This is a genomic window from Bordetella genomosp. 4, assembly GCF_002261185.1.
Classification (GTDB): Bacteria; Pseudomonadota; Gammaproteobacteria; order Burkholderiales; family Burkholderiaceae_B; genus Bordetella_A.
On sequence record NZ_NEVQ01000013.1, the window covers coordinates 963,371 to 977,354 of the forward strand.

At 59.5% G+C, this 13,984-nt stretch carries 12 protein-coding genes; 6 read left to right on the plus strand and 6 right to left on the minus strand.

Annotated elements, in window-relative coordinates; all coding sequences use genetic code 11:
• Window positions 1-3: 3 nt before the first annotated feature.
• From CAL20_RS14650 to CAL20_RS14660, 3 genes are read right to left on the minus strand one after another with little or no spacing between them, the layout of a single operon-like run.
• Window positions 4-597 (minus strand): cysteine hydrolase, encoded by a 594-nt coding sequence (locus CAL20_RS14650; protein ID WP_094838199.1) that lies wholly within the window; start codon window positions 595-597, stop codon window positions 4-6.
• Complete coding sequence (locus CAL20_RS14655) at window positions 594-1,130, minus strand: aromatic-ring-hydroxylating dioxygenase subunit beta (RefSeq protein WP_256981504.1); 537 nt, start codon at window positions 1,128-1,130, stop codon at window positions 594-596. The genes CAL20_RS14650 and CAL20_RS14655 overlap by 4 nt, the downstream gene beginning before the upstream one ends.
• Complete coding sequence (locus tag CAL20_RS14660; protein ID WP_094838200.1) at window positions 1,117-2,457, minus strand: aromatic ring-hydroxylating dioxygenase subunit alpha; 1,341 nt, start codon at window positions 2,455-2,457, stop codon at window positions 1,117-1,119. Before CAL20_RS14660 ends, CAL20_RS14655 begins: the two co-directional genes overlap by 14 nt.
• A gap of 257 nt (window positions 2,458-2,714) precedes the next feature.
• Here CAL20_RS14660 and CAL20_RS14665 point away from each other — a divergent pair, with 257 nt between their 5' ends.
• Entirely contained in the window at window positions 2,715-3,911 is a 1,197-nt protein-coding gene (locus CAL20_RS14665) for an ABC transporter substrate-binding protein (RefSeq protein ID WP_094821850.1), read from the plus strand.
• Between the two features lie 207 nt (window positions 3,912-4,118).
• Here CAL20_RS14665 and purL read toward each other — a convergent pair whose 3' ends face one another.
• Complete coding sequence (purL, locus tag CAL20_RS14670; protein ID WP_094838201.1) at window positions 4,119-8,201, minus strand: phosphoribosylformylglycinamidine synthase; 4,083 nt, start codon at window positions 8,199-8,201, stop codon at window positions 4,119-4,121.
• A gap of 450 nt (window positions 8,202-8,651) precedes the next feature.
• Here purL and CAL20_RS14675 point away from each other — a divergent pair, with 450 nt between their 5' ends.
• From CAL20_RS14675 to CAL20_RS14700, 5 genes are all read left to right on the plus strand, one after another.
• Window positions 8,652-9,191 (plus strand): TRAP transporter small permease, encoded by a 540-nt coding sequence (locus tag CAL20_RS14675; protein WP_094822125.1) that lies wholly within the window; start codon window positions 8,652-8,654, stop codon window positions 9,189-9,191.
• Window positions 9,188-10,486, plus strand: coding sequence for a TRAP transporter large permease (locus tag CAL20_RS14680; protein ID WP_094838202.1), 1,299 nt, complete (start codon window positions 9,188-9,190; stop codon window positions 10,484-10,486). The genes CAL20_RS14675 and CAL20_RS14680 overlap by 4 nt, the downstream gene beginning before the upstream one ends.
• A 62-nt stretch (window positions 10,487-10,548) precedes the next feature.
• Window positions 10,549-11,577, plus strand: a complete 1,029-nt coding sequence (locus CAL20_RS14685; RefSeq protein WP_094838203.1) for a DctP family TRAP transporter solute-binding subunit — start codon at window positions 10,549-10,551, stop codon at window positions 11,575-11,577.
• A gap of 293 nt (window positions 11,578-11,870) precedes the next feature.
• A complete protein-coding gene (locus CAL20_RS14695; RefSeq protein ID WP_094821854.1) occupies window positions 11,871-12,215 on the plus strand; it encodes a type II toxin-antitoxin system RelE/ParE family toxin in 345 nt (114 codons plus the stop codon).
• Window positions 12,212-12,544: a helix-turn-helix domain-containing protein gene (locus CAL20_RS14700; protein ID WP_094821855.1), complete on the plus strand. Its 333-nt coding sequence runs from the start codon at window positions 12,212-12,214 to the stop codon at window positions 12,542-12,544. Before CAL20_RS14695 ends, CAL20_RS14700 begins: the two co-directional genes overlap by 4 nt.
• Here CAL20_RS14700 and greB read toward each other — a convergent pair.
• Entirely contained in the window at window positions 12,534-13,094 is a 561-nt protein-coding gene (gene greB, locus CAL20_RS14705) for a transcription elongation factor GreB (protein ID WP_094821856.1), read from the minus strand. The two genes, CAL20_RS14700 and greB, sit on opposite strands and share 11 nt — an antisense overlap.
• Before the next feature lie 6 nt (window positions 13,095-13,100).
• Window positions 13,101-13,946, minus strand: a complete 846-nt coding sequence (locus tag CAL20_RS14710; protein WP_094838397.1) for a 3',5'-nucleoside bisphosphate phosphatase — start codon at window positions 13,944-13,946, stop codon at window positions 13,101-13,103.
• Window positions 13,947-13,984 lie beyond the last annotated feature (38 nt).

The window sequence follows — 13,984 nt, forward strand, 5'->3', positions numbered from 1 at the left end:
CTTTTACGCTGATGCGATCAGTTCTTGAACCGTGGTCACTTGCGCCATCAGCGCCATCGAGGCCAATGCGGCCTCATGCGTCGCACGCTGTGCTGCGGCACAGGCATCGGCAACAACGGTGACCTCGTAGCCCGACTCCGCCGCCTCGCGCACGGTGCCCTCGACCACTGAATGCGTGGCAACCCCTGCCGCCACCACTCGCACAATGCCATGCGATCTCAACAACTGATCCAGCGGCGTGCCTCGAAATGCGCTGATGCTGGTGTGCTTCACGGCAAATTCGCGCTGGCTGCTCTGCGGCGCCAATGATGGATAGAACTCGGCGCCCCACTCCCCGTCTTTTACCGCGCCGAGGGCTTCGGTCCGCAAGAAAATAGGAATATTGCGCGGCATATCTGCATAGTCCGGCCGAAAAGCGATACGCACATGCACGATCAGCCAACCGCGGCGCCGCGCCTCGGCCAACAGCGCCGCTGCGCGCTCGATCAACGCCGTTCGCACCTCGTCATCAGCGATCCCCACGCGGATCAGCCCGTCGGGATGCAACACCTCGTTCTGATAGTGCAGAGCCAGCAACGCCGTCGGGACTCGGCTCATATAAAAACCTCGAGGTTGGCAAACACGCTATCGCAATTCACCAGGTCAACCCGTTTGAGACGTATGCGCCATCCCCCCTCTGCGCCGCGTACCAACTTGTGATGTACGGTGCCTGCCAGGTGCCGCTGTTCGCCACGCCACTCAGTGTGATGTACGCTGGAACGCACAATCAAATGCCCCGCCGAGTCCAAGCCCTTGACCGCCACATTGCCCACCAGATGCGAACATCGCGTGGGTGGCTGCTGTGACCAGTTCCGGGCGTTGTTCAAGCGCTTGACTCGCACCTCTCGCAGCATTTTGTCTTCCCAGAACAGCGAAACCTGTTCAAAGGGATTCGCCTGGCGTTCAAACCGTGGAACCCAATATCGTCCATCCTCGTCCCACAAGGCCAGCCACGCGTCAAAATCCCGATCATCCAGATACTGGACTTCCTGGAACAGAAACTGCTCCACGCCACGCGTCTCGTCGGCACTCAACGCGGCAGGCGACACGGGTGTCACCGAGACATCAAAATTACGATCAAGCAACAGCACGGCCCGCTCCTTGGATATGTTCTGATCCCGTGTCCAGCATGTACTGGCGCCATGCCTTGAATTGATTGCGCATGGGCAATTCGCTGGTGCCATTGGTGGACACCATGCCATCGGGCAAGACTTTGTCGGTACCCATGTAGCGATGCAGGCTGACCCAATCGCCGCCGTCGGTCAGGTTGCCTTCCTGGCAACGCTTGTAGACTTCGACATCGTCGGGCATGACGTTGGACGAAGGGGAATTGATCACGTTGGCATATGTGAGAGCCCGGTCAAACACCCCGTCCGGCGCACCTTTCAGGCGAAAGGTCTGGATTTCTACCATCGTGCGATTGACCGCGATCGGACGTATCACACGAAACTGCTGAAAAACCGTATGCGGCGAGCCGCTGCCATAGATGATGGTATTGTGCCGGTTCACTCCCAGGATCTCACGCGCACGCGCCTCGCCGTGCACCGAGGACAAGGACTCGAAATGCGCCCGCGACACAGGATCACGCGTCGCTGCAGCGGGATCGAAAATGCCTTCCATATAGCCGTGACCATTGTCATAGGCACGCAGCTCCAGCTTTTCCCAGAACTCGTAGGGTTCGCCATTGCCATCCATGATCAACAGCTCAAACGGCATCTCACCCAACACCGCAGCCTCGTCGCGCGCTGCCTGAAACGAAGACTCGTGCGTCACTCGCGCGTGCATGGTGTCGTGCAGATTTTCGTAAAACACCTTCCAGTTCGAGGGTTGCAGCACGCGGAACACGCCGCCTGCCACCTCGACCTCGCCCACCGGCGAGCGGTCACACATATTGTCGATCGACGAGATCACGCCCCCGAGAAAGCTGCGCAGATCCGGCCCCTCGGCTGACTGGCTCGCAAACACAAAGCCGCGATAGCTCTCGACCCTAGCGACTTTCCTCATCGAAAAATCGGGATGCGCGGGGTCGTAGCAAGTGCCCTCCATGGCATTCTTTAACGGCACCGCCAACGACTTGCCGTCCAGCTTGTAAGTCCACGCATGGTACGGGCAGCGAAAGAATTTTCCGGTATTGCCATCTCCGTCGGCCAGCAATTTCGCGCCCTTGTGCGGACATCGGTTGTACAGCACGTGCACGGCACCGCCTGTACTGCGCACCATGATGACATCCTGATCACCGATGCGCGTCGTGTGATAGTCGCCGGTATTGGGCACCTGGCTTTCGTGCCCGACATATATCCAGGCCTTGCCGTAGATACGCTTCATTTCCAGACTAAAGATGTCCGGGTCCGTATATACCCGCTTGTTTACGCTATCCGGCCGGACCAACTCGGCCAGTGCTTCATTGGAAAGCGTCATCGCCATCTCCCAAAAGGTCCAGAGACCTAACACCAGATACCCGACAATCTAGAGACATCCCGACCGGCAAAATAGCCAGAGTTCGCAATCCGGTATCCATGTTTGGCAAAAACGCGCCTCGCTGCACGATACGGATAAGACCGGGCGCCAGCCCGCCAAATTCGGATAGTTTGCAGCCATGGGTTTGCGCACAATCTGCACGAGGCTTGGCGACTTCCGCCGGCGTATTGCAGTGCCACAAACCTGGACCCGACACCATGAGTAAAGCTGCCTCCCTTGCGCGCATGCGCGCCACAGCGACCGTTGCCGCCTTGATCGCCAGCCTGGCGTTCTGTCCTGCCCAAGCAGAAGACGCCGTCAAAATCGGCCTCTTGACCACGCTGTCCGGCCCTGGCAGCGCGCTGGGCAATGAAATCCGCGACGGCTTCAACCTCGCCGTGGAGCATGCAGGCGGCAAGCTCGGTGGCGTGCCCGTCGAACTGGAAATCGAAGACGATCACCAAGACCCGCAAACCGCACGCCGCGCGGTCGAACGCTTTCTCAAACGCGACAAAGTCGATGTTGTGACCGGCGTCGTGTTCTCGAATGTCCTCTTGCCCGTACTCCCTGAAATCCTGCGCAGCGATACCGTCTATCTATCGGTAAACACCGGTCCCAAAGACTACGCTGGCGCAAAATGTGATCCGCGCTTTTATGCCGTCGCCTGGCAGAACGAAGACATCCCCGCCGCCATGGGCAAGTTCGCAACCGAAAAAGGCTACAAAAGCGTCGCCCTCATTGCCCCCAACTATCCTGGCGGGCGCGAATCGCTGGATGGTTTCAAACGCCTGTACAAAGGCACCATCGCCGACGAGGTCTACACCAAACTCAGCCAGCTCGATTTTTCCGCCGAACTGGCGCAATTGCGCGCCACCAAGCCTGACGCCGTGTTCTTGTTCCTGCCAGGCGGCCTGGGCGTGAACTTCATCAAACAGATGGGCGCGGCCGGCATGGACAAACAAATGGCCATTCTCACCCCGGGTTTCTCCGCCGACGTAGACACGATTCGCGCCGTCGGCGACGCCATGGAAGGCCTGTACAACGCCTCACAGTGGGCCGCCGACCTGGATAATCCCGCCAACAAAAAATTCGTGGCCGACTTTGAAAAATCCTACGGGCGCTCACCCACCATGTACGCCGCCCAGGCCTACGACACCGCCATGCTCATCGACAGCGCCGTACGCAAAGTCGGCGGCAAAATGGAAGACAAAGCCGCCTTCAGGCAAGCCCTGAAAGCCGCGGACTTTCAATCCATCCGCGGCAGTTTCAAATTCAACACCAACCAGTATCCGATCCAGGACATCTACATGCGCCAAGTCCAGCGCACCGCGGATGGCAAACTGCAAAACAAACTCGTCGGCACCACGCTGACCAACCATGCAGACGCCTTCGCCGCCGAATGCAAAATGCCGTAATTCAAACCTGGGATTCAGACATGCAAGAGCTAAGCGAATATCACCCAACGTACTCGTTCAAGCCAAATCCCTTCAAAAAAACTCGGAACACCGTTGCACTGCCCAGCCTCGACGTCCAATAGAACGCCAACGTTGCCACCTTTACCGGCCCAACAAAAAAAGCCCAGCTAAAAAGCCAGGCTTTTTTTCACCGAAAGCAGTTAACGCTCACCCCACCCAGACGCGAGCATTACGGAACATCCGCATCCACGGGCTATAGGCACCACCACTATCGGCATCCCCCCATTGCTGAGGCGCCCAAGACATCATCACATTACGCGTCACACGCTCAGGGTGCGGCATGATCACAGTAAAGCGCCCATCGGCCGTCGTCACCGACGTCTGCCCATCCGGACTGCCGTTCGGGTTAAACGGATAAGCCTCCGTCGCCTTGCCATAGTTGTCGATAAACCGCGCAGCGACCAGAACCTTGCCCGCGTCGCCTTGCTTGCTGTAGTCCGCATAGCCTTCGCCGTGCGCCACCGCTACAGGCACTCGCGTCCCTTCCATTCCCTTGAAGAAGATGGACGGCGATGCAGCCAACTCGACCAGCGACAAACGCGCCTCGTACTTCTCGGATTGGTTACGCGTGAATCGCGGCCAGAACTCTGCACCAGGGATCATCGGCGCCAACGCCGCCATCATCTGGCAACCGTTACACACACCCAAGCCAAAGGTATCCGAACGCCCGAAATACGCCGCGAACTGATCCGACAAACGGCTATTAAACCGAATCGTACGCGCCCAGCCTTCACCCGCGCCCAGCACATCGCCGTAGCTGAAGCCACCGACAGCCACCAGACCCTGCATCGTGCTCAGATCAATACGGCCTGACAACAAGTCGGTCATGTGCACGTCAACCGCATCAAAGCCCGCCGTATCAAACGCCCAGGCCATTTCAACCTGGCTGTTGCAACCCTGCTCACGCAAGATCGCGACACGAGGACGCTTGCCCATCGCGATGAACGGCGCGGCGATGTCCTCTTGCGGGTCGAATGCCACGCGTGGTGACAGGCCAGGGTCCTTGACGTCGTTCCACGTATCCAGCTCTGCCTGTGCGCAGGCCGGATTATCCCGGCGCGTCATGATCTGGTAGCTGACCTCGCTCCAGGCACGCCCCAGATTGGCGCGCGGCTCGCTCCAGATCTTCTTACCGTCACGATAAAACTCGACTGTATCGGTATCGTTCAGCCCGCCAATCACATGCGAATGCGCCGACAGCCCCGCACCGCGCAGGACTTGCATCACCGCATCGCGCTCGGATGCGGGGACTTGAATCACCGCACCGGCTTCCTCGGTAAAGAGTGCCTTGAGCGTCAGCTCATCACGTTGCACCGCGACCTGCTCGGGACGGATCTTGTAATCGCCCCAATCCGCCGAGTTCGCATCGAAGGTCAACATGTCCAGGTTGACCGAAATCCCGGTGCGGCCGGCAAACGCCATTTCGCACAAGGTAGCAAACAGACCGCCGTCGGAACGGTCGTGATACGCCAACAATACCCCAGCCTCGGCCAAGGTCCGAATCGTCACAAAGAAAGCGCGCAAATCCTGCGGCTCGTCGATATCCGGCACGCTTTCGCCGACCTGGTTGTAGGCCTGCGCCAGGATAGAGCCACCCATGCGATGCCGGCCACGGCCCAGATCGATCACGATCAGCACGCTGTCGCCCACCTCGGACCGCAGTTGCGGCGTCAGGCTGGCACGCGCGTCGCCCACCGGCGCGAACGCCGTCACGATCAGCGACACAGGCGCCACGACCTGGCGATTTTCACCGTCCTGGTTCCACGAGGTCTTCATGGACAGGGAGTCTTTGCCGACTGGGATCGACAGGCCCGTTGCCTGGCACAGTTCGCTGACGGCAGACACCGTGTCGTACAAGGCAGCATCCTGACCGTCGACACCGCACGCGGCCATCCAGTTGGCCGACAGCTTGATGTCCTCCAGGCGCGCCACATCAGCGGCAGCCAGGTTGGTCAGCGCCTCGGCAACAGCCATACGGCCCGATGCCGGTGCATTCAATACAGCCAGCGGCGTGCGCTCGCCCATCGCCATGGCCTCGCCACGGAAACCCTCGTAATCGGCCAACGTGACCGCGCAATCCGCCACCGGGATCTGCCATGGCCCGACCATCTGGTCACGGCTCGACAAACCACCCACGGTACGGTCGCCAATGGTGATCAAGAATGATTTGTTGGCCACAGTCGGATGACGCAACACGCGATAGGCGGCCTCGGTCAGGTCGATGCCCACCAGATCCAAGGGCTCCGACACACCAGGCAAGCGCTGCACATCGCGCGTCATGCGCGGAGGCTTGCCCAGAATCACATCGATCGGCACATCGACTGGCCGCGCATTGGCGTCGCCTGCGGCCGCAGAGTCCACAACCGCCGCACTCTCACCGGCTGCAGCCGTATCAACACCCGGCAGCCCTTCGCCATCCACCACACGCAGTTGGCGCTCTTCTGTCGCCACCCCTACGACCGCATACGGGCAACGCTCACGACGCGCGATCGCGTCGAAACGCTCCAGGTCCTGCGGCAAGATCGACAGCACATAGCGCTCTTGCGACTCGTTGCTCCAGATCTCGGCCGGCGACAGGCCGGACTCCTCCAGCGGCACACGCTTCAAATCGAAAACTGCACCGCGGCCGGCATCGTTGACCAATTCGGGGAAGGCATTGGACAAACCGCCCGCACCCACGTCATGGATCGCCAGAATCGGATTATTCGTACCTTGCTGCCAGCAACGATCGATGACCTCTTGCGCGCGGCGCTCGATTTCCGGGTTGCCGCGCTGCACCGAATCAAAGTCCAGCTCGGCGGAGTTGCTGCCCATGCTGATACTGGAGGCCGCGCCACCGCCCATCCCGATACGGAAGCCCGGACCGCCCAACTGGATCAGCAAGGCACCGGGGGGAATGATTTCTTTCTTGGTCAGCTCGGCATCGATGCTGCCCAGACCGCCCGCGATCATAATGGGCTTGTGATAGCCCCAGCGCGTATCGCCCGCGGTCTGTTCGTACGTCCGGAAATAACCCAACAGGTTTGGCCGGCCAAATTCGTTATTGAACGCAGCACCGCCAATAGGGCCATCAATCATGATGGACAGCGGCGAAGCAATACGGTCGGGCAAGCCATGATGATCGGCTTCCCACGGCTGCATGGCATCCGGAAAGCGCAAATGCGACACGGTAAAGCCCGTCAGGCCGGCTTTGGGTTTGGATCCACGGCCGGTAGCGCCCTCGTCGCGGATCTCTCCGCCCGCACCGGTCGCGGCCCCCGGAAACGGCGCAATCGCCGTGGGGTGGTTGTGCGTCTCGACCTTCATCAAGGTATGCACGGTGGCATCGCGCCGCACATAGCGCGCAGCCTCGCCGCCCTGCCCGTCAGACGTCGGCACACCGGCTTGGAAACGTTGGGCAGCACCGCCCTCCATGACGGCTGCGTTATCCGAATACGCAATGACCGTGCCCTGAGGCTGAGCCTTGTGCGTAGCGCGGATCATGCCGAACAGCGTTTCTGATTGCGGCTGGCCGTCAATCACCCATTGGGCGTTGAAAATCTTGTGGCGGCAGTGTTCGCTGTTGGCCTGGGCGAACATCATCAGTTCGACGTCCGTGGGATCGCGCCCCAGGCTGGTGAACGACTGCGCCAGGTAATCGATCTCGTCTTCGGACAGCGCCAAGCCCAATGTCGTATTGGCCTCAACCAATGCATCACGCCCCTGTGCCTGTACAGCGACAGTGCGCATGGGCTTGCCTGCCAGCGGCTGAAACAGCGCCTGAGCGTCAAAATCCGCTCCCACGACGGTTTCCGTCATGCGGTCATGCAGGCAATCGGCCGCACGGGCCAACATCGCATCATCCAGCGTTTTCGCGCCCAGCAGGCCGCGCTCGGGCACCAGGAAATAACGCACGCCGCGCTCGATGCGCCGCACCGCAGCCAGGCCACAGTTGTGGGCAATATCGGTCGCCTTGCTGGCCCACGGGGAAATCGTACCCAGGCGGGGGATCACCAGCAGAGTCAGGCTCTTGGCCGGCGCCTCGCCAGCCACGGGCGTGCCGTAGTCCAGCAACTGCGTCAATTGCTGCTGCTGAGCGTCATCCAGGGCGGTATCCGTACTGATGAAATGTTCGTAGCGGGCGGAAACGTCTGCGACAGGCAGGCCCGCCTCTTGCAGCTGTGCCAGGAGACGCTCGCGGCGAAAGGCGGAAAGGACAGAAGAACCGGGCAAATGCTGGACGAGAGACACGATGCGGGCGCCGTTTGGAAAGTGGAAAGAAGCAAAACAGGCATTTTACCTTTTCAGGGATTTCCCGAGCGAATCCCCCTAAAGTTGTGCAGAACCCGGGCCCGCCGGAGTTACAAAATAATTCAAAATCGCACTACATCCGTGATGCCGCTATGCAGCAAACAGCACCCTCCCTGGAAAATCGGCCAGAAAAATCTCTTCTTTGAGGCCAGATCGCGGGCAATTTCCGTGCCGCAACATGTTGCAAAAGCCCTTCATCCACGGGAAAACACGCACTAACGCAAGGCGCGGTCAACGGTAGGATGCTGCGATCCTGGCCCGTATGGCCTGCATGGCTTGCTCTGGCCTGTTTGCGTTGGCATGCGTGCGCTAGCCGGACTGCTGTTTATCCCGGTTATCTGCATTTTCTGTTTTCCGATTACTGCCCTCTATTCCAAGCTGCTGTTACCCATGTCCCACCCAGACGTCCCCGTCGACTCGGCCAATCCTGCCGAACCCATCATCCCCGCCACCCCCGATCCTGACGTCAAAGTCCCCCTGGCTATCGAAGACTGGCTCGCCGTCGGCGTACTGGCGGTCCTTGCCCTGATCACCTTTGTCAACGTCCTGGTGCGCTATTTCACCGATCAGTCGTTTGCGTGGACCGAAGAAATCTCGGTGTTCCTGTTGATCGTGCTGACCATGGCGGGAGGCAGTAGCGCATTTGTCCGCAACCACCATATCCGTATCGAGGCGGTCGCCGATAGCGGCTCGCCCGCCCGCCAGCGACGACTGGCCATCATTTCGCACACCGTCGTCCTGCTGTTTTTCATCTTGCTGACGGTGTTGTCTGCCCGCCTGGTGCTGGACGAGTACATGTACGAGGAAACATCGCCCGCCATCGGCGTGCCGACGTGGTGGTATTCGATCTGGCTGCCGGCCATGGCGGCGGCGATTGCGCTGCGCACCCTGGGCACACTGCGCCGTCTCCTGCAGGGCAAAACGCAATGATCGCCGCCCTGCTTTTCATCGTCTTCGCCATCCTGATGGTCATTGGCGTCCCAGTGTGCGTGTCGCTGGGCGTTGCGGGCACGCTGGCCATTGCGATCTCCAATCACGATGTCGCGTGGTTCGGCCTGTTGGCCGTCCCGCAGAATTTTTACGCTGGCTTAGCCAAGTATCCCTTGTTGGCCATCCCGATGTTTGTGCTGGTCGGCTCGATTTTCGACCGGTCAGGGGTGGCTCGCCGGCTCGTCGATCTGGCCATTGCCATCGTGGGACGCGGCCCCGGCATGCTGCCGCTGATCGCCATTGCCGTTGCCATGTTCCTGGGCGGCATTTCGGGCTCGGGGCCGGCCTGCGCGGCAGCCGTCGGCGCCGTCATGATCACCGCTATGTCGCGCGCAGGATATCCTGCGCCGTTTTCCGCCTCGGTCGTTGCAGCCGGCGCCGCCACCGACATCCTGATCCCGCCGTCTATCGCATTCATCATCTATTCGGTACTGGTGCCGGGCGCGTCCGTGCCCGCGCTGTTCGCCGCCGGCATGGTGCCCGGCATTCTGGCCGGCATCGCCCTGATCGTGCCCGCCGTATGGCTGTCCCGCAAGCACAAACTCGGCATTCAGGAAGCCCACCTGCCCCGTCCACCCTTTTGGGCCAGCTTGCGCGAGGCCAGTTGGGGCCTGGCAGCCCCTGTCCTGATCCTGGGCGGGATGCGGATGGGCTGGTTCACCCCGACCGAGGCCGCGGTCGTCGCCGTGTTCTATGGCCTGTTCGTCGGCATGTTCATCCATCGCACGATCAAGGTCCGCGACCTGTTCATCATCTTGCGCGAGGCCGCCGAGCTCTCGGCGGTCATCATGATGGTGGTCGCCTTGGCCGGCATCTTTGCCTGGGCACTGTCCACACTGAGCATCATCGACCCGATCACCCACGCGATCGTCAATTCGGGCTTGGGTGAATGGGGCGTACTGTCCTTATTGATCCTGCTGCTGATGACGATGGGTATGTTCCTGGATGGCATCTCGATCTTTTTGATCTTTGTGCCGCTGCTGATGCCCATCGCCAATGCCTATGGATGGGACCCCGTCTGGTTTGGCGTCATCCTGACCTTGAAAGTGGCGCTGGGCCAATTCACCCCGCCGCTGGCTGTCAATCTGATGGTATCTTGCCGCATTGCTCGCGTACCTATGGAATCCACGATCCCGTGGGTATTGTGGCTGTTGGCGGCGATGTTCCTGGTACTGGTCGCGGTATTGGTGTTTCCGCAACTGGCACTGTGGCTGCCGCACAAGCTGGGGTATTGAGCATCACACCCAGCCGTTGAATCAATAACGCATAAATTTCACAAACACGAGGAGATAACCCCATGAAGCTACGCAACCTGATCGGCGCCGCCTTGTGCGCGGCAGCCGCATTCGCGTTAACCCCGGCGCACGCTCAGAACTACAAGTCGGAATACAAACTCTCCATCGTCGTAGGCACCAGCTTTCCCTGGGGCCAAGGCGCGGTGATCTGGTCGGATCTGGTGCGCGAACGCACCAACGGGCGCATCAACATCAAAGTCTATCCCGGCACCTCGCTGGTCCAGGGCGATCAGACCCGTGAATTCACTGCCATCCGTCAGGGCGTCATCGACATGGCCGTCGGCTCGACCATCAACTGGTCGCCGCAGGTCAAACAGCTCAATCTGTTTTCGCTGCCCTTCCTGATGCCTGACTACGCCGCTATTGACGCGCTGGTACAAGGCGACGTCGGCGCGGAGCTGTTCAAGGTCATTGAAAAAGCCGGCGTCGTTCCGCTGGCCTGGGGTGAAAACGGCTATCGTCAGTTGAGCAACTCGCGCCACGCCATCTCCAAGCCCGAGGATCTCAAGGGCCTGAAACTGCGCGTCGTCGGCTCGCCGCTTTACATCGACACCTTCACCGCCCTGGGCGCCAACCCCGCCCAAATGAGCTGGGCCGATGCGCAGCCTGCACTGGCCAGCGGCGCAGTAGATGGTCAGGAGAATCCCCTATCGATTTACACCGGCGCAAAGCTCTACGATGTCGCCCAGAAATACCTGACGTTGTGGAATTACGTTGCCGATCCGCTGGTGTTTGTCGTCAATCGCGAAGTCTGGGAATCCTGGTCTGAAGCCGATCGCAAGATCGTCCGCGAAGCTGCCATCGAAGCCGGCAAGAAAGAAATCGCGATCGCCCGTAAAGGCGTGACCCCGGAAGACCCATCGTTACTCAAGGAAATCGAAGGCCATGGCGTAACCGTCACATCGCTGACGGAGGAACAACACAAAGCATTTGTCGCCGTGACCAAGCCGGTCTACGACAAATGGAAATCACGTGTCGGCGAAGACCTGGTCAACATGGCCGAAAAAGCCATCGCCGCCCGCAAGAAATAAGCAGCAACCCAAGGGGATATGGCGGCCACGGCCGCCAACCGGAAGGCACGGCCAACAGAGCCCGCTTCCACGACGGACGCCGATCGGCGTCCGTTTTTTTTTTTGCTGACATGTTGCACGGCCACGACCGGGGCATCAGAAACAGACTATTCCTATAGGCTCAAATACCCCGTTTCGCAAGACGGGGCGACACGTGCACGCTATGTTCTGGCTCACGCACGAATGTTGCGTTCCGGCGCGCTCACCTACACGGAGAACGTTTTTTGGTATAAAATTTTATACAATCATTATTAATGAAACAGCTGAAGGAAATACGCTGGATTGGTTCTTCGTATAACGATTTGATCCAGTTCCCTACTGAGGCCCGGCGATGCGCAGGCTTTCAGTTGAGTTTGGTGCAAGCTGGTCTGCTCCCTCATGACTGGAAGCCGTTCGATGGAATCGGCCAGGGCGCTCTAGAAATCAGGATTAGAGTACACCCTGGAACGTATCGGATCATCTACGTCGCCAAATTCGAAGAAGCCGTATATGTATTGCATTGCTTTGAAAAGAAAACGCAAACCACTAGTAAACACGACAAGACATTAGCAACAGAACGCTATCGCGCTATTGTCGGTTCACGGAAGGGAAAATCATGAAGATCGATACCAAAATCCGCCATGTGACCAAAGCAAATTCCAATCTGTTCCTTGAACTAGGCTTCTCGGCTCAAGAAGCCAAGCGTCTACACGCCGCGGCTCAAAAGCAGATCAATGACACGTATCAATTAAAGGAACAGCTAATGTCGGAACTTGCAAAATGGATTAGCGAGCATGGTCTGAAACAAGCGGAAGCTGCTGAAATACTGATGGTGTCCCGACCGCGCGTCTCCGACGTCGTGAATAAGAAAGCCGGAAAATTCACCATCGATACGCTAGTCGAAATGCTCAGTCGCATCGGTAAGCCGGTGCGCTTGGCTATTGGCTAATTGCCGGATACTGCACTTCGAGAATATCCAACTCTTCCACGCCACCGGGCGTGCGTAAGACAACTGTATCGCCTTCGCGTGCCTTGATCAGCGCGCGTGCCACGGGGGAAATCCAGCTGATCTTCCCGGCCAGGGGCTCTGCCTCGTCGACGCCGACAATCGTGACGACGTGATCTTCGCCCGCCTTGTCCGAATACGTCACGGTCGCGCCGAAAAAAACTTGGTCGCGATTCGGTTGTGCAGCAGGATCGACTACCTCGGCAATGTCCAAGCGTTTGGTCAAGAAACGCATACGGCGATCAATCTCGCGCAGGCGTTTCTTGCCGTATAGATAATCGCCGTTCTCGGAACGATCGCCATTCGAGGCGGCCCACGACACGACCTGCACGACCGAGGGGCGCTCGACGTTCATCAAGTGAGCCAGCTCATCACGCAAACGGGCATAGCCCGCCGGCGTCATGTAATTGCGCGTCCCTGCCGGCAGCGCCTGCACCTCGGGCAAATCTTCGTCGTCGTCGCGATCCGACTCTTTAACAAAAGCCTTGTTCATTCTTACCTAGAACCAGTCGTGCCAGACTGGCTTTAAATCATCGGGTAATGGGGGCAGCGAACCGAGATCCGCCTTGCTCTCTGTCGGACTATGGAAATCCGATCCCCGCGAGGCCAGAAACCCAAAGCGTCGAGCAACGCCCGCGTAGTGACGAGCCTCGTCGGCGGTGTGGCTCCCCGTCACCACCTCGATCCCGACGCCGCCCAACTGCAAAAACTCGTCGAACAGCGCATTGAACTGCAGCAAGGAATATTTATAACGGCCGGGGTGCGCAATGACGGCACGTCCGCCTGCGCCAATGATCCAGCTCACAGCATCCTGCAATGTCGCCCATTGCATGGGAACATGCCCCGGGCAATCGTCGCCCAGGTATTTGTTGAAAACAGTCTGCACATCCGGGCAATACCCAGCTTGCACCAAATAACGGGCAAAGTGGGTGCGGCTGACCAGGTCCGGATTACCGGCCAAGGGAATGGCTCCCTCGTATGCCCCAGGCATCCCCATATCCGCCAAACGCTGCCCCATGCGGCGCGCCCGCTCGGCGCGGCCAGACCGCGTATTACGCAGGCCCTCGAGCAACGCGGGATTTTCGGGGTCAAATCCCAGGCCGACAATATGGACCGTTTGCCCAGCCCAAGTGACGGAGACCTCGCTACCCGTGATGAACTGCATCCCGAGTTCGCGCGCAGCCTCGCCGGCCTGCGCGATACCGCCCACCTCGTCGTGATCCGTCAATGCCCAGACATCCACGCCATTGGCGTGCGCACGACGAGCCACCTCGGCCGGCGGCAAAATGCCGTCGGACACAGTGGAATGGCAGTGCAGATCGATGTTCAGGGTGGCGGTGTACATAAGGACTATTGTACGGCCCTCTCGCGGGCTGGCAATGC

Coding starts and splice junctions, on each gene's coding strand:
- CAL20_RS14685 (WP_094838203.1), top strand. CDS start 10,549: ATGAAGCTACGCAACCTGATCGGCGCCGCCTTGTGCGCGGCAGCCGCA.
- CAL20_RS14660 (WP_094838200.1), bottom strand. CDS start 2,457: ATGACGCTTTCCAATGAAGCACTGGCCGAGTTGGTCCGGCCGGATAGC.
- CAL20_RS14710 (WP_094838397.1), bottom strand. CDS start 13,946: ATGTACACCGCCACCCTGAACATCGATCTGCACTGCCATTCCACTGTG.
- CAL20_RS14680 (WP_094838202.1), top strand. CDS start 9,188: ATGATCGCCGCCCTGCTTTTCATCGTCTTCGCCATCCTGATGGTCATT.
- CAL20_RS14695 (WP_094821854.1), top strand. CDS start 11,871: ATGAAACAGCTGAAGGAAATACGCTGGATTGGTTCTTCGTATAACGAT.
- greB (WP_094821856.1), bottom strand. CDS start 13,094: ATGAACAAGGCTTTTGTTAAAGAGTCGGATCGCGACGACGACGAAGAT.
- CAL20_RS14675 (WP_094822125.1), top strand. CDS start 8,652: ATGTCCCACCCAGACGTCCCCGTCGACTCGGCCAATCCTGCCGAACCC.
- CAL20_RS14665 (WP_094821850.1), top strand. CDS start 2,715: ATGAGTAAAGCTGCCTCCCTTGCGCGCATGCGCGCCACAGCGACCGTT.
- CAL20_RS14700 (WP_094821855.1), top strand. CDS start 12,212: ATGAAGATCGATACCAAAATCCGCCATGTGACCAAAGCAAATTCCAAT.
- CAL20_RS14650 (WP_094838199.1), bottom strand. CDS start 597: ATGAGCCGAGTCCCGACGGCGTTGCTGGCTCTGCACTATCAGAACGAG.